Origin of the sequence: Saccharopolyspora indica (assembly GCF_027853965.1) — a bacterium.
Taxonomy (GTDB): domain Bacteria; phylum Actinomycetota; class Actinomycetes; order Mycobacteriales; family Pseudonocardiaceae; genus Saccharopolyspora; species Saccharopolyspora indica.
Genome location: NZ_JAQGLB010000003.1, coordinates 363,794 through 379,159, shown reverse-complemented (window position 1 = coordinate 379,159; position 15,366 = coordinate 363,794). Strand labels below are relative to the sequence as shown.

13 protein-coding genes are annotated in these 15,366 nt (G+C 70.7%); 3 read left to right on the top strand and 10 right to left on the bottom strand.

Features of this window, described 5'->3' with window-relative positions:
- Positions 1-20: 20 nt before the first annotated feature.
- Positions 21-725, bottom strand: coding sequence for a GntR family transcriptional regulator (locus tag OU416_RS09155; protein ID WP_270926429.1), 705 nt, complete (start codon positions 723-725; stop codon positions 21-23).
- A 248-nt stretch (positions 726-973) separates the two neighbouring features.
- Here OU416_RS09155 and OU416_RS09150 point away from each other — a divergent pair, with 248 nt between their 5' ends.
- A complete protein-coding gene (locus OU416_RS09150) occupies positions 974-1,780 on the top strand; it encodes an enoyl-CoA hydratase/isomerase family protein (RefSeq protein ID WP_270926428.1) in 807 nt (268 codons plus the stop codon).
- A gap of 83 nt (positions 1,781-1,863) precedes the next feature.
- The gene (locus OU416_RS09145) at positions 1,864-3,258 is read left to right on the top strand and encodes an MmgE/PrpD family protein (protein ID WP_270926427.1); all 1,395 of its coding nucleotides are present in this window, start codon (positions 1,864-1,866) and stop codon (positions 3,256-3,258) included.
- Positions 3,259-3,323: 65 nt separating this feature from the next.
- On the opposite strand, the gene OU416_RS09140 is transcribed toward OU416_RS09145, so the two are convergent.
- The 6 genes from OU416_RS09140 to OU416_RS09115 all read right to left on the bottom strand — a co-directional run bounded on the left by OU416_RS09140 (position 3,324) and on the right by OU416_RS09115 (position 11,455).
- Entirely contained in the window at positions 3,324-4,088 is a 765-nt protein-coding gene (locus tag OU416_RS09140) for an SDR family NAD(P)-dependent oxidoreductase (RefSeq protein ID WP_270926426.1), read from the bottom strand.
- A gap of 32 nt (positions 4,089-4,120) precedes the next feature.
- A complete protein-coding gene (locus OU416_RS09135; protein WP_270926425.1) occupies positions 4,121-4,381 on the bottom strand; it encodes a hypothetical protein in 261 nt (86 codons plus the stop codon).
- Between the two features lie 14 nt (positions 4,382-4,395).
- Positions 4,396-6,318, bottom strand: coding sequence for a hydantoinase B/oxoprolinase family protein (locus OU416_RS09130; RefSeq protein WP_270926424.1), 1,923 nt, complete (start codon positions 6,316-6,318; stop codon positions 4,396-4,398).
- 10 nt (positions 6,319-6,328) lie between these two features.
- On the bottom strand, positions 6,329-8,395 hold the full coding sequence (locus tag OU416_RS09125) for a hydantoinase/oxoprolinase family protein (protein WP_270926423.1): 2,067 nt from the start codon (positions 8,393-8,395) through the stop codon (positions 6,329-6,331).
- Between the two features lie 246 nt (positions 8,396-8,641).
- On the bottom strand, positions 8,642-9,727 hold the full coding sequence (locus tag OU416_RS09120; RefSeq protein WP_270926422.1) for a helix-turn-helix domain-containing protein: 1,086 nt from the start codon (positions 9,725-9,727) through the stop codon (positions 8,642-8,644).
- Positions 9,728-9,916: 189 nt separating this feature from the next.
- Complete coding sequence (locus OU416_RS09115; RefSeq protein ID WP_270926421.1) at positions 9,917-11,455, bottom strand: helix-turn-helix domain-containing protein; 1,539 nt, start codon at positions 11,453-11,455, stop codon at positions 9,917-9,919.
- Between the two features lie 381 nt (positions 11,456-11,836).
- On the opposite strand from OU416_RS09115, the gene OU416_RS09110 reads away from it, so the two are divergent.
- Positions 11,837-13,303: an aldehyde dehydrogenase family protein gene (locus OU416_RS09110; RefSeq protein ID WP_270926420.1), complete on the top strand. Its 1,467-nt coding sequence runs from the start codon at positions 11,837-11,839 to the stop codon at positions 13,301-13,303.
- A gap of 37 nt (positions 13,304-13,340) precedes the next feature.
- Here OU416_RS09110 and OU416_RS09105 read toward each other — a convergent pair whose 3' ends face one another.
- From OU416_RS09105 to fabG, 3 genes are all read right to left on the bottom strand, one after another.
- On the bottom strand, positions 13,341-14,045 hold the full coding sequence (locus OU416_RS09105) for a GntR family transcriptional regulator (RefSeq protein WP_270926419.1): 705 nt from the start codon (positions 14,043-14,045) through the stop codon (positions 13,341-13,343).
- A gap of 42 nt (positions 14,046-14,087) precedes the next feature.
- Positions 14,088-14,543, bottom strand: a complete 456-nt coding sequence (locus OU416_RS09100; RefSeq protein WP_270926418.1) for a MaoC family dehydratase — start codon at positions 14,541-14,543, stop codon at positions 14,088-14,090.
- Positions 14,544-14,616: 73 nt separating this feature from the next.
- Positions 14,617-15,363, bottom strand: a complete 747-nt coding sequence (gene fabG / locus OU416_RS09095) for a 3-oxoacyl-ACP reductase FabG (RefSeq protein ID WP_270926417.1) — start codon at positions 15,361-15,363, stop codon at positions 14,617-14,619.
- Positions 15,364-15,366: the final 3 nt, after the last annotated feature.

The window sequence follows — 15,366 nt, the reverse complement described above, 5'->3', positions numbered from 1 at the left end:
GGGTCAGGGGTTGCGACTGCTCAGTCCTCGGAGTCCTCGTCGTCCCAGAAACCGCTCTCCTCGAGCATCTCGATCACGTAGTCGGCGCTCTCGGCGATGTGCTCTTCCATGAGGGTCCGGGCCTTGCGCACGCTGCGCTTGCGCAGGGCTTCGACCATGAGCGGGTGCTGTTCCCTGGTCGAGCTGACCCGGGACTCCAGCGAGGCGTAGAAGCGGTTGGGCATGTGCTTGACGATTCCCGCGAGCAGCAGCGCCAGGCGGTGCGAGCCGGCGGCGAGGTTGATCTCGCGGTGGAAGGCGTGCCCGAGGTCGGCGATGAGGTCCTTGTCGCCTGACTTGACCGCCTTCTCCAGCTCCTCGATGATCGCTTCGAGCTTGGTGAGCTGCTCGGGCGTGATGTTCTTGGCCGCTCGCGCGGCGAGCTCGCCCGCCAGCTTGGCCTGGGCCCAGAACAGGTCGCGGACGTCCTGCCGGGTGAAGGGTGCGACGACGAAGCCGCGGCGCGGGACGAGCTGGACGAAGCCCTCGTTGTGCAGGGTCAGCAGTCCCTCGCGGACCGGGGTGTTGCTGACGCCGACGGCCTCGGCGATGGGTTCCATGCGGAGGAAGGCGCCTGGCTTGTAGTGCCCGGACATGATCTGCTCGCGGACGTAGCTGGCCACCTCGTCGGGCAGCTGCCGCCGCTTGTTCCCGCGGACTGCGATCAGGTCGCTCGCAACCGACATCCTCACTCCAGCTTCTCGACGGACTGCTGGAACATCATATACCCGAGGTTACCGCCGCGTACGGCACGTAGCGCGGCAATTCGCCGTCGGCGAGTGCGATGCCCGCGCTCGTGCCGGGGCTACCACGGGTCAGGATAGAGGTAAATTCTACACATCATATATTTTTCATTGTACCGTTCAGGCTTGCCGGTGGCCCGCGGTGCGCGAGCACGGCCGCCGGCCCCAGCAGCGTGCGGAAGGGGAGAGCAGTGCTCGACAAGTACCAGGATTTCTCGGCGTTGACCTTCGAGAACCACCAGCCGGGGGTGCTGGAGGTCGTGTTCAACGCCCCGAACCTCAACGCTGTGGATGCGAATGCGCATGCGCAGCTCCCGCAGATCTGGCCGGTGATCGACGCCGACCCGGAGGTGCGCGCGGTCGTCGTCAGGGGCGAGGGGAAGGCGTTCTCCGCGGGTGGCAGCTTCGACCTCGTAGAGGAGCAGATCGCCGACTACGTGGTGCGGATGCGGGTGCTGCGCGAGGCGCGGGATCTGTACTACAACATTCTCGCCTGCAACAAGCCGATCATCTCTGCGATTCACGGACCCGCGGTCGGCGCCGGTCTGGTGGTCGGGCTGATGGCGGACATCTCGATCGCGGCGCGGACGGCGAAGATCGTCGATGGGCACACCCGGCTCGGTGTGGCGGCCGGTGACCACGCTGCTTCGGTGTGGCCCATGTTGTGCGGGATGGCCAAAGCGAAGTACCTGCTGCTGACCTGCCGCCGGATCACCGGCGAGGAGGCGGAGCGGGTCGGGCTGGTGTCGTTGACGACCGACGAGGACGAGCTGCTGTCGACCGCTCGTGAGATCGCGGGGGAGCTGAGCGCGGGTGCGCAGGATGCGATCCGGTGGACGAAGTACTCGTTGAACCAGTGGTACCGGCAGGCGGGGCCGATCTTCGATGCCTCGTTGGGGCTGGAGTTCCTGGGCTTCGGCGGTCCGGATGTGGTCGAGGGAGTGGCGTCCTACCGGGAGCGCCGCGCCCCGGACTTCCCCGGCCCGGCGACCGCCTGACGGGACTCGGCCCGCATCGCGTGGTGCGGGCCCTGCGCACTCCGAGACCAGTCACACCCGGAACGGAAGCGAGACTTCACCTCATGCAGCACATCCCCTCCGTCGAATCGGCGGTCGCGCGCCTGGTCACCGAGCTGGAGTTCGACGAACTCCCGGCCGGTGCGGTGCAGGGAGCCCGGCGGCTGATGCAGGACCAGCTGGCCGTCCAGATCGGGTGCGCGGACCTGTCCTGGAGCCAGGTCGTGCTGAACCTGACGCGGCGGCAGCACGCTGCGGGCGCTGCGCGGGTCACCGCCTCCGGTGAGGCGATGAGCGCTGCGGACGCGGCGTTCGTGAACGCGACCTTCGGGCACGGTTTCGAGTACGACGACGCGCACAGGGCCAGTTCGAGCCACCCCGGCAGCTGCGTGGTGCCGACCGCGCTGGCAGTCGGGGAGGAGATCGGCGCGTCGCTGCGCGAAGTGCTGGCGGGAATCGTCGCGGGCTACGAGGTCTACACGCGCATCGGCGTGCTCGCCGCGCCGGAGCTGCTGGAACGCGGTTTCCACCCGCACGCGGTGCTGTCGAACTTCGGAGCCGCGGCGGTGGTGGCGAAGATGCGCGGCTTCGACCTGGAACAGACCGTGCACGCGCTGTCCATCGCGATGAGCCACTGCTCGGGTACCACCGAGTACACCTCGTCGGGCGGCTCGGTGAAGCGAGTGCACGCGGGGATCGGCACGCGCAACGGCATCCGGGCCGCCGAGATGGCCGAAGCGGGCCTCACCGGGCCGGTCGGCTTCCTGACCGGTGGCAAGGGCTTCTTCCGCACCTTCGTCGGCCGGGAGGTGGGCGAGGAGGCGGCGGCGGCCTTCGGGCCGGGTGCGCCATTCGAGATCGAACGGCTCTGGATCAAGCCGTACTGCTGCTGCGGCATCAACCACGCTTACATCGACGGAGCGCGGCAGCTGACCGGGCGGGCCGATGAGGTCGAGTCCGTCGAGCTGGGGATCCAGACAGGCGGGAACATCATCGTGGGCAACCGCAACGTGAACGCCTACGCGCCCAAGAGCATCGAGAACCTCCAGTACAGCCTGCCCTTCCAGTTCGCCCTGTCGCTGTTGGGGCGCGGCAACGGCTTCACCGCGCACCACGACTACCTCAACGGGCGGCTGGACCTGTCCGAGGGCGGTGAGATCGCGGAGCTGGCCAACCGCATCCGCATCACGCCCGACCCGGAGCTCGACACCGCGCACCCCGGCAAGTGGGTCGCCGACATCACCGTCACCTACCGCGACGGACGCAGCGAGCACCTGTTCGTCGACAATCCGCTGGGCACTGCGGAGAACCCGGTCTCGCAGGCCGATCTGGACGCGAAGTTCCGCGACCTGACGGTCTCGGTGCTGGGGGCCGATCGGAGCGAGGAGCTGCTGCGGGCGATCACCGACGGCGACCCGGCCCTGCCCGCTTCGTTCGTGGTCGATCTCCTGGTGCTCTGACCGGCTGAGCGCAACGGCGGGGAGCCGGGTCGGCTCCCCGCCGTCCGTTGTGGACCCGGGCGTGGTCAGCCCGCCATGTAGCCGCCGTCCACGACGAACGAGCCGCCGGTGGCGTAGGACGCGCGGTCGGAGAGCAGCCAGCACACCATCTCGGCGATGTTGCCCGGTTGGCCGAGGGCACCGGCGGGGATGCGGGACATGATGGCCGAGCCACCGCGGGCCATCGCGTCCTTCATCAGGTCGGTGTCGGTGTAGCCGGGGCACACCGCGTTCACCCGCACGACGGGTGCGTACTCGATGGCCGCGGTCTTGGTCAGCCCGATGACGCCGTGCTTGGCCGCCGAATAGCCCGCGGTGGTCTTGAACCCGGCGAGACCGGCCAGCGATGCGGTGTTCACGATGGTCCCGTGACCCTGGGCCGTCATCTGCTTCAGCTCGGCGCGCATGCACCGCCAGACGCCCTTGAGGTTGACCGCGAGCACGAGGTCGAAGGCGTCCTCGTCCCAGTCGGCCACGAGCTTGCCGCCCTGGCCGACCTGCCCACCGCTGACCCCGGCGTTGTTGAACGCGCCGTCGAGGCGGCCGTAGTGGTCGATGACGGCGGAGAACATCGCGTCGACGGAATCCCCGTCGGTGAGGTCGGCGGCTGCAGCGAATGCCTCCCCGCCCGCCTCGCGAACCAGCTCAGCTGTCTTCTCCGCGCCCGCCGCGGACACGTCGGTCACCGCGACCTTCGCGCCTTCCGCGGCCGCGAGCAGGCACGTCGCGCGGCCGATCCCGCCCGCGGCTCCGGTGATGAGAACGATCTTGCCGTCCAGCAATCCTGACATCTCTGCCCTCTTCCTGATCAAACGTGCGGGGGTCAGCCGAGGCGCGAAGGAGCCCAATCGCGGGTGGGGGAGCGCCAGGCCGGCCAGTTGTCCGCGGGCTCGGGCCGGGTCACCGACAGGTGGGTGAAGCAGTCCTGGCACTTCACGACCATCCGCGGGCCCTGGTAGTTGGCCACCGGGTAGCGGGCGATGTCGGTACCGCCGCAGGACGGGCAGGTGGCGTCCACCGGGATCCGCTCCACCGAGACCCGCGGGGTCTCCGGGCGCGGGAAGAGCAGTCGGTCGAGTGACATCGGGGATCTCCTTCTCAGATGGTCCAGCGCAGCGGCGTGGCGGTGGGCACCGACCAGCGGCCCTGCTCGCGGAGCGCGGCGAGTTCCGCTCGGCGTGCCGCGGTCGCGTCGCGATCGATGTGGTCCCCGGACAGGACGGCTCCGTACGCCTGGGCCGCGAACTCCGGGCTGCACAGGCCGTTGCGCACGTCTTCTTCGAGGCGGTCGAGGTCGCGCAGCAGCGGGTCTCCCCAGCCGCCGCCCCCGCCGATGATGAAGCGGAACGCGTCGCCCGCCTTGAGGACGAGACCGGAGATCTTGCCGGTGCGGTAGCGGGCGCCCTTGCAGAACTCGCCGCCGTTGGGGTCGGGCCTGCCGTCGTCGTCGAACATGCCGAACAGCGGCTCCAGTCCGCGCAGGTCGAGCGGATCGGAGTGCCGTTGCAGGTCGAAGTCCGGGATGTACCAGCCGAAGGCGGGAGCGCCGGCCCCGGCTCCGGCGGCGCCGGGCGCACCGGTGCGGACCCGGTCGCAGGTGACGGTGACCATCGTGTCGGACTGGGCGGTCAGCGTGTACACCGAACCCAGACCGCCCCGGTACTGGCCGGCGCCTGCCGTGTCGAGGACCATCTCGTGCTGCGCGATGATCAGCGGGCTCTCGATCTCGACGTGCTCCTGCACGGAGGTGCGGCAGTTGCCGATGGGCGTCACGCAGAAGGAGACGCCGTCCTCCTTCCAGGTTCCGCCCCAGCCGCCGCCGGTGAGCGCGAAGGCGCCCCACGGCGTGCCCTCGTGGCCGGGGCGGGTGTCGATCCCGCCGAGGCTGATGACCAGCGCGGTCCCCGTGTCGCAGGCGATCGAGCGGTCCCCGACGGCTTCGCTGAGCGCGCTCGCCACGGCGTTGATGCACCGCGGGCCGATGTCGGCGTGGTTGGAGCAGCTCGACGGCGGCAGCACGCACACCACGCTGCCCTGCGGGAGGATGGTCTCGATCGGGCGCAGCGTGCCGCTGTTGACCGGGGTGCTCGGGTCGACCATCAGCTTCACCGCCTCGATGCACCGCACGGCCTCGCACCAGGCCGTGCCGCAGTTGCCCAGCGGCTGCCTGCCCGATCCGGAGAAGTCGATCTCCATGCTGTCGCCGCGGACCTTCACGGTGACCCGCACCGGGATCGGTTCGTCGGTGACGCCGTCGTCGTCGAGGAAGTCCTCCACCGTGTAGTCCCCGTCGGGGACGGCAGCGATGCCCCGGCGCATGCTCTGCTCGGTGGCTTCGATCGCGTACCGCCCGGCGGCCTGGACCTTCTCCAGGCCGCCGCGCTCGATGAGCGCCCGCAGCTGCCGCTCGCCCACGACCAGGCAGCCGTAGAGCGCGCGGAGGTCGCCGAGGACCAGGTGCGGAACCCGGTTGTTCTCCAGCAGGAAGTTGAACAGCGGCCGGACCGGGACGTCGTTGGCGTACAGCAGCGTCGGCGGCAGCTTGAGCTGCTCCTCGAAGGCGGTCTGGGTGCCGTTGGCGAAGCCGCCGGGGATCGGGCCGCCGAGGTCGACCAGGTGGGAGGTCGAGTGCAGGATGAACTCCGCGCGCCCGTTCACGAACACCGGTCGCAGCAGGTTCACGTCGGACTGGTGGATGGTCCCGCGCCACGGGTCGTTGACGAAGATGACGTCACCGGGCTGCATCGAGTCGACGTCGAAGTCGTCCATCGCGAAGTTGACGATGTGCGGGGAGGTGAAGGCGTGCTGCATGCAGCCCTCCCACTGGGCCACGGTCTCCCACCCGTCGCCGCTGCGCACGTGGATCGCGGTCGTGCAGTCCAGGATGTCCCGGCACACCGGGGAGAACGCGCTGCGCATCAGCGCGTCGTTCATCTCCCTGGCGACCTCGATCAGGCCGTAGCGGAGGATGTCGAGCTCGAACTCCGCGGGGGCGCCGGTGGTTTCGGCTGAGATGGTCATGGGTCGCTCCTCAGCGGTCGCTCTCGATGATCAGCAGGCCGTGCTCGTCGACGTGCGCGCTGCGGCCGGGCAGCACCAGCGTTGTGGCGAACTTCTCCGCCACCAGCGCCGGACCCGCGACGCGCTCGCCGGGTTGGAGCCGCTCCCGGACGTGCACCGGCACGTCCACCCGCTCACCGGTTCCCGGTACGAGCACCGGCCGGTGGCCGAGCAGCGACTCGCCGGGTTCGGGCGCCGCCGCGGGCACCTTGTGCGGGCGGGGGAGGACCGCGGTGACCTCGACGGTGGAGACCACCACGGGGATCTCGGCCGCGGAGAATCCGTAGGAGTCCTGGTAGAAGGCGTGGAAGTCGGTGGCGATCGCACCTGCGGACTCCGCGGTGACCGGACCGCTCGGGATGGGCAGTCGGTTGTCCCAGGTCTGGCCCCGGTACATCGCGAACACGGCGCGGTCGAACATCAGCCCTTCGACGTCCACGCCCTGCGACACCAGATCGGCGGTGAGATTGCGCTCCAGCGCGGCGAAACCGGCCTCGATGTCCTCGGCGTTGTCCGGCAGGAGCGGGATCATCAGCGAGTGCGCGCTCGTCGCGCGCAGGTCGCTCTGCAGCAGGCCCAGCGCCGAGAACTGGCCCGGCGTGGTCGGCACGACGACGCTGTCGAGGCCGAGGATCTGCCCGACCCGGTCGGCCAGCATCGGCCCGGCCGAGCCGAAGGGCAGCAGCCCGAACTCGCGGACGTCGAGCCCGCGGTAGACCGAGATGGTGCGGATCTTGGCGGCGATGTCCTCGCAGGCCACCTGGTAGGCGGCCGCGGCGAGCTCGTCGGCGGACATGTGCCAGCGCCTGCCCGCCTCGGCGAGGGCGGCGCGCGCGGCGTCGACGTCGGGCCGGATCTTGCCGTTGGCGAACAGGTCGGGCTGCAGGACGCCGAGCACCAGGCACGCATCGGTCAGGGTCGGCTCGGTGCCGCCCCGCCCGTAGCAGACCGGGCCCGGGTTCGAACCGGCCGAGCGCGGCCCGACGGTGACCTGGCCCAGCGAGTTCGGCGCGATGATGCTGCCCGCGCCGGAACCGACGCTCTCCACGTCGACCAGCGGCAGCGTGAGCGTCAGGCCCGTTTCGAGCGTCCACAGGTCGGTCAGCGGGGTCTGGGCCCCGACGATGGCCGCCACGTCCGTGCTGGTGCCGCCCACGTCCATGGTCAGCAGGTCGGCGCGGCCCGACTCGCGGGCGAGCTGGATGGTGCCGGTGACGCCGCCGACCGGGCCGGAGACCAGCTGGAAGACCGGTGCCTTCCCGGCGGCCTCGTAGGTCGCCACGCCGCCGTTCATCATCATGATCCACAAGGTGCCGTCGAAGCCCGCGGCGTCCAGCGCTGCCGACAGCCGCTCCAGGTACCCGACCACCGCCGGACCCACGTAGGCGTCGAGCGCGACCGTCGTCGTCCGCTCGTGCTCCTTGGAGACGGGGTAGAGCTGGGAGGTCTGGATGTAGGCGTCCGGGAGCTCCTCGGCGAGGATCTCGGCCGCGCGCCGCTCGTGATCGGCGTTGCGGTAGGAGTTCATGAAGCAGACGCCGACCGCCTCGACACCGCGGGCGGCGAGCTCCTTGCCTGCTGTGCGAACGGCTTCCTCGGACAGCTCCACGCGCACCGAACCGTCGTGGAGCACCCGTTCCGGCACGCCGATGCGGTTCTGCCGCGCGATCACCGGGCGCTCCTGGTGCGGGCGGAGCCAGGTGGGGTCGTAGAACCGGTTGCCGAACTCGCGGTGCATCCGGCCGACGTCGAGCAGGTCGCGATGCCCCTGGGTGGCCAGCAGCCCGGTCGTCGCACCGGCGCGGCTGAGCAGCGCGTTGATGCCCACGGTGTGCCCGTGCACGATCTCCGCCACTTCCGGGACCGCCAGGTCGATCGCGGAAAGCGCCTGCAGGACGCCGACTTCCTGTTCCTTCGTGGACAGCACCTTGCCGTCGCGGATCTCCCCGGTCACCCGGTTGAGCCCGATGATGTCGGTGAACGTCCCGCCCACGTCGATGCCGACCAACCAGTCGACGGAGCCTCTTTGCCCAGTCACCTCACGCCTCCGCGATCATCCGTGCGTGCGATCCGGCCGCGGCCGGATCGGATTGCGCCCTCGCCCACTTCGCGACGGGCCTCGAAAGCCACCACCGGGGCTGCGAACCCGGCCGGTGTCGCATGTGATTCTGCGAACGAGGCCCGGACGAGTCGTCCCCGAAAGGTCCTGGTTCTTCTCAGACCTTCGGACAGGTCGGCCGTCCGCTCGGGGAGACCAGGGCGCGCGCGGGATCGCGGAACGGGTTCAGCGCGATCGGCGCAGCCAACGCGAGATCGCTTCGGCGCGGCTGGCGGCGTCGAGCTTGCGCAGGACGTGGGTGACGTGGGACTTCACGGTGCTCTCAGAGATGCGCAGGTGCCGGGAGATGTGGCGGTTGGAGTGCCCGGCCGCCAAGAGCTCCATCACCTCGGCCTCGCGCGCTGTCAACGGCACCTCGTCGACCGGCGCTGCGGGCACCGCAGGCGCGGGAGCCGCTGTCGGTGGCCGCGTCAGCAGGTGGTCGACGTTCTCGCGCAGGGCGGCCAGCCCGTCGAGCATGCTCAGGCGCCCCAGCGAGTGGCTGAGTCCTTCGGCCATCAAGGACAGCAGGGTCTGGTCGGTCACGTCGAGATCGCGCTGCTGGTGGTAGCAGTCGCCGTGGAGCAGCCCGACGACCTCGCCGTGCACGGTGAGCGGTGCGATGCCGTAGGAGGCGGATCTGGTGACCCGGATCAGGTTGCGGTCCACGCGGTCGCTGTTCTGCGCGTCGAAGACGAGAGAAGGCCTGGCACGGGTGACCACGTCGGCCTCGATGAGCGCGCCGCCGAGCTGCGGCGGCTGCGCCTTGCCCGCGGCCACGATCTCCTCGGCCCACCGGGGTTCGCGGACGACGCACATGGTGTGCAGCTGCCACACGGAGTTCTCGATCCGGGAGACCAGGACCCGGTCGAAGCCCAGCCGGCACCCGGCTTCGGGCACCCGGCTCAGGAAGTCGTCGACGGTCCGCGCCTCGCGGACCGAGGCCAGCGCCTCCGCGACGCGGCGCAGATCGGTCCGGCCCTGGCCGATCCGGGCCTCGGCCACTTCCGACTCGATGCCGCGGATGCGCCCGAGGAGTTCGAGCAGCTCCAGCTGCCGGGCCGGGGATGGGGTGCCGTCCTGCGTGCAGCGCAACGTTTCACCCAGCACTGCGTTCCAGAGCCGGCCCAGCACCGCTTTCACCGCGCGCGCCGGGGGCACGTCGCCGCCCGGCTGCGGGACGTCGATGCCGAGCACGCCCCGAACGTCGGTGCACAGATCCCGGAAACTCCGCTCCAGAGCGGAGTCGAGGCCGGGTTCGCGACCGCGCACCAAGGGCTCTCCGCGGCGGGGGAGCGGCATCTGCTCAGGCCCCATGGTCCACCTCGACATCCCACGACGTGCGGAGTCGACGAGCCCGGATCGGCCGGGTGCCGGGCACGACGTCGAGCCGCAGCGAGTAGCGAACAATGTGTATTCCGTGCTGCCCGGGCAACACCGGCCGCGCTCGGCCGGAGAGGTCTACAACCGGATTCGCAGGGCGCGCATCCGGTTGTAGAGCGTTGACCGGCTCACGCCGAGCGCGCGGGCGGCCTGGAGCTTGTTCCCGCCCGCTGCTTCGATGGCCGCGACGATGACCTCCCGCTCCGCTTCCCGGAACGGTGAGGCCGGTGCGGGCGCGGTGCGGTGCGACGCGGGGAGGTCCGAGGGGATGATGTCGCCCGCCGAGCGGGTTCCGGCGACTGCCCGGATGACTCGGTGCAGTTCGGTGAAGTTCCCGGGCCAGGGCTGGGTGGCCAGCACGTGCAAGGTGTCGGAGGTCAGCCGGACGCGGTCGGAGCCGGTGGTTTCGGCCAGCGCCCGCTCCGCCAGCTGCGGGATCTCGTGCCTGCGCCGGCGGAGCGGGAGCAGATCGCGGCGGGAGTCGCACGCCGAGACCAGCGTTGCATGCACGCCGTCGAGGTGGTCGCCGGGCGTCGTTGTCAGCACGACGTCGCGCTCCGTGCGGCGAAGGAGCTTGGCCAGCAGCGTGGTCATCGGTTCGGCCAGCAGCTGGACGTCCTCGACGATCACTGCGGGGCCGTCGTCCTCCAGCAGCGCTGCGGCGGTCGCGGCCCACGACTGCTCGCCCTGCCGCACGACGTCGGTCGCGTCGAGCACGGCTGCCGCAGCACCGGCGGCCTTGCGCGCCTCGGTGGTGCGACCGCTGCCGCTCTCGCCGACGATCAGCAGCGGCCAGCTGGCGGTACGGCCGGAACCGGGGCGGTCGGGTTGGCCGTCCTGCTCCGGGACGATGTCCACCAGGAACCCGTCCGTCGCCTCGACCGGCTGGCACCTCAGCCGCACGACCCGGCCGGACGCCAGTGTCAGCAGGTGGTTCGCCGTCCCGCTGCGGGTGCCGGTCCCTTCGGCGCAGGTCCGCACCGCTGCGTGGTCGGCGGGGGAGAGCAGGTCGAGCGCGGGCGGGGTGGCCAGCACGAGGCCGTGCCCGACGACGATGACCGGACGCCCCCGACGGCGCGCCGCTGCCTGGAACTCCGCCAGCAACCGGCGCTGCGCGACCCCGGCCCGGAGCTGGAGGCGGTTCTCGATGTCGCGCACCAGACGCCGGGCCATGGGTGGGAAGAGCGCGCTGTCCGCGCCTGCGGCGCCGCACAGGTCGAGCACGCCTTCGACCCGGCGGGTGAGCGGGTGGACGATCGGATGCCCGTAGCAGGTGAAGGTGCGGAACGCGGCCAGGAAGTGCTCGGGCCCGCGCACGAGCAGCCCCTGCTTGGTCTCCAGCGGGGTGCCCAGCGCGTTGGTCCCCACCTGCTCTTCGCTGAACCGGGTTCCGGGCACGACACCGAGCTCGCTGAGCGCTAGGCCGGCCGACCGGTCCGCGAACTGCACGTCGAGGACCTGCGCGCCGCGGTCGGCGAGCACGATTCCGACCGGAGTCCCGTCGAATTCGGCTCTCGCCTGCTCCAGCACCGGGCGTGCGGCGCGGACCAGGGAGCCTTCCGCGGCGACCGGATGGTGCTCGATCTCCGGCACGGCGTTCTCGTGCAGTCCGCTCAACCGCGATCGGTCCCACGACGCCGCGATCTCCGGTCGTGGCCGTGCGGCGAGATGCGTCGAAGTGCGGCGCACGCAGGATCACCCCATCGTTGGCCTAATCACATGTGATGCACAATATAATATCTCCGATGCGGAGCTGTCCACGCGGTGCTCCCTTCGGAGCTGTTGACGGTCGGTCGGGCACATGAAATATTTTGTTCAACGTTTGTCTCAGCAGCGCCCGCGTTCCGCGAGATCCCGGTCCGGCCGCGCTGCCGCGCGCATCGCCCACCGCTCTCGGGAGGGCTCGGTGCTTTCGAGGGGAATTCCTCCTGCACACCAAGGAATTCGCCCGCTGCTGATCAGACTCGGACCCCGATTCTCCGCTCGGAGGGAGACGGCATGACTGCGATTGCGCCGGTGCGAGAAGCCGCGTGCTACGTCGACGGGAAGTGGTGGACGGGGGAGGGACCGGAGATCCGGTCCGTCGATCCCTCCACCGGCGAGGAGATCGCGATCTCCCCGTCCGCGTCCGCGGCGCAGGCCGCGGCGGCGACCGCGGCTGCTCGGCGCGCGTTCGACGGCGGCGAATGGAGCAGGCTCGGGCCACGAGAGCGCAGCGACCTGCTGCACCGGCTCGCGGATCTGATGGAGCGGGACCGCGACGAGCTCGTGCGCCTCACCGCGATCGAGGTCGGTTCCCCGCTCAGCGGTGCGGAGCTGCACGTGGACGGGCCGGTCAAGGTCCTGCGGTGGTACGCCGAAGCGGCGCGGCGCGGGCCGAGGGACGGGTGGGAGGAGCACCTGCCGCTGCACCACGACCCGATCGCCTCCAGCAGCATGCTGCTGCGCGAGCCCGCGGGCGTGGTTGCGGCGATCACCGCTTACAACGTCCCGCTGGTGCTCGCCGCGTGGAAGCTGGGCCCGGCGTTCGCCGCCGGTTGCCCGGCGGTCCTGGTGCCGTCGCCGAAGGCGGTGCTGTGCACGACGGCTCTCGTGAAGCTGATCGAGGAGGCCGGTTTCCCCGCGGGTGCGGTGAACCTCGTGTTCGGCCCGCCCGCGGTCACCGAGCAGGTGGTCGGCGCGCCCGAGGTGGACATGGTCAGCTTCACCGGATCGGCGGCGGTGGGCAGCAAGATCCTGACCCTGGCCGCGCCGTCGCTGAAGAAGGTGCTGCTGGAGCTCGGCGGGAAGTCGCCGAACATCCTGCTTCCCGGCACCGACGTCGAGGCGACGGTCCGGCCGTCGGTGCTGCGGTTCTGCCGCAACGCCGGGCAGGCCTGCGGAGCGACCACCCGGACGCTGGTGCCCGAGGCCGACTTCGACGAGTTCGTGTCCAAGGCCGCCGAGTTCATGAGCGGGCTCGTCGTCGGCGACCCGCACAGCCCGGAGACCACGATCGGGCCGCTGATCACCGCCGAGCACCACCGGAACGTCTCGGGATACCTGTCGCGCGCCGTCGAGCAGGGCGCCGAGGTGGTGACCGGCGGCGGCCGCCCGGCGGGCCTGGACCGGGGGAACTTCCTCCGGCCCACGCTGCTCACCGGGGTCGACAACGACGACGAGATCGCCCAGGAGGAGCTGTTCGCACCGGTGGGCGTGGTGATGCCCTACCGCGAGGTCGACGAGGCGATCCGCATCGCCAACGACTCCCGGTACGCGCTCAACGCCAACGTGTGGGGACCGACGGCCGAGGCGATCGCCGTGGCCCGCCGCATCCGCTCGGGCACCGTCACGGTGAACGGCGGTGGCGGCAGGCGGGACGACGCTCCGTGGGGAGGCCCCGGTTACAGCGGCATCGGCAGGGAGTGCGGCGAAGAGGGATTCCGCGAGTTCTTCGAGGTAAAGCACGTGCAGTGGCCGCTCTGACAAAGGGGCGGGCGGGGTGCGCAACCCCGCCCGCCTGTCAGGGCGCTTCGTCCGGGACGGCCCACAGGGCGCGTTCCTCGATCATCTTGATGACGCCCTCGGCGCCCCCGAGGATGTGCTTCTCGGCGATGGACCGCGCCCGCTCCGGATCGTGGTCGCGCAGCGCCTTCAACAGCTCGGTGTGGTCGTGGCCGGTGGTGGCCACCCGGCCCTCCAGCGAGGCGTAGAAGCGGTTCGGGAGGTGGTTGACCACCGAACCGAACAGCAGCGTCAGCCGGCGCGAGTCCGCGGCCAGGTTGATCGCCCGGTGGAAGTCGTGGCCGAGGCTGGTGATGCGGTCCTGGTCGCCGGCCTCGAAGGCCTCGGTGAACGCCTCGTCGATCGCGGCCAGCCCGGCCAGCTCCTGCTGGGTGATCCGGCGCGCGGCCCGCGCGGCCAGCTCGCCGGCGAACTGGGCCTGCGTCCAGAACATGTCGTGCACGTCCTGCCGCGAGACCTGGGCGACGACGAAGCCCCGGCGGGGGACCAGCTGGACGAAGCCCTCGCTGCGCAGCGCGAGCAGCCCCTCGCGAACGGGGGTGTTGCTCACGCCCAGTGCTTCGGCGATGGGCTCCATCCGGAGGAACTCGCCCGGCCGGGCCTGCCCGGTCATGATCAGCTCCCGCACGTAGCTGGCCACCTCCTCGGGCAGCTGCTGACGCCGGGACTTGCCGCCCCGCAACGGGTTCGAGCGCTCGGGCATGCCTGTCGCCTCCGGTTCAGGTCGAATGCGCACAACGTCTGATCAGGGCACCAGCACGACCAGCATCTCGGCCACGCACGCCGGCTTCTCCGCACCTTCGCGCTCGACGGTGTACCGGGTCGTCAAGGTGGCCCCGTTCGCGCTCTCGCGGAGGTCGGCGAAGGTCGCCCTGGCCCGCAGCGCGGATCCGACCGGGACCGGGGCCGGGAAGCGGACCTTGTTCACGCCGTAGTTGATCCGGGCGGTGCCGAAGTCGAGAGCGAACAGCTGTCTGCCGAAGTGGGGGAGCAGCGAGAGGGTCAGGTAGCCGTGCGCGATGGTGCTGCCGTACGGACCGCTCGCGGCGCGTGCGGGGTCGGTGTGGATCCACTGGTGGTCGCCGGTGGCGTCGGCGAACGCGTCGATCCGCTCCTGGGTGATCACGAGCGGTTCGGTCGGGCCGAGTTCGTCGCCGAACGCGGCCTCGACCTCGGCGAGGGAGGTGAAGGTGCGGAGCACGGGGATCCTTTCTCCTGTGGTGGCCGCGAGGAGCACGTGGTCCCGGGGCGTCGGGCCGCCCCGGGACCACGGGTCACATGAAGCGCCCGCCGGTCACTTCCAGGACGGTGCCGGTCATGTAGGACGACAGGTCCGAGGCCAGGAACAGGGCCACCGAGGCGACCTCGGAGATCTCCCCGGCGCGGCCCATCGGGATCTCGGCCATCTTCTGGTCCCACGCCTTCTGCGGCATCGCCTCGGTCATCGCGGTGCGGATCAGGCCGGGCTGGATCGCGTTGACCCGCACCCCGTGGTGGGCCATCTCCTTGGCCGCGGCCTTGGTCAGGCCGACGATGCCGGCCTTGGCCGCCGAGTAGTTGGTCTGACCGACCATGCCGACCTTGCCGGACAGCGACGAGAGGTTGACGATCGCCCCGCGCCGCTGCTCGCGCATGATGGCCGAAGCCTTGCTGGTGCCGTTCCAGGTGCCCTTGAGGTGCACGTTGATGACCTGGTCGAACTGCTCCTCGGTCATCTTGCGCATCGTCGCGTCGCGGGTGATGCCCGCGTTGTTGACCACGACGTCGAGCGAACCGAAGGAGTCGACGGCGGTCGCCAGCAGAGCATCCACATCGGACCCGGCGGTCACGTCGCAGCGAAGGCCCCTGGCGACCCGCGCGCCGCCGAGCTTCTCGGCTGCGACCTCGGCCGAGATCCCGTCGATGTCGCCGAGCACGACGCGAGCACCTTCGGCGACGAAGCGCTCGGCGATGGCGTACCCGATGCCCTGCGCGCCTCCGGTGATCACGGCGGTGCGTCCGTCGAGCAGTGGCTGTGACATGTC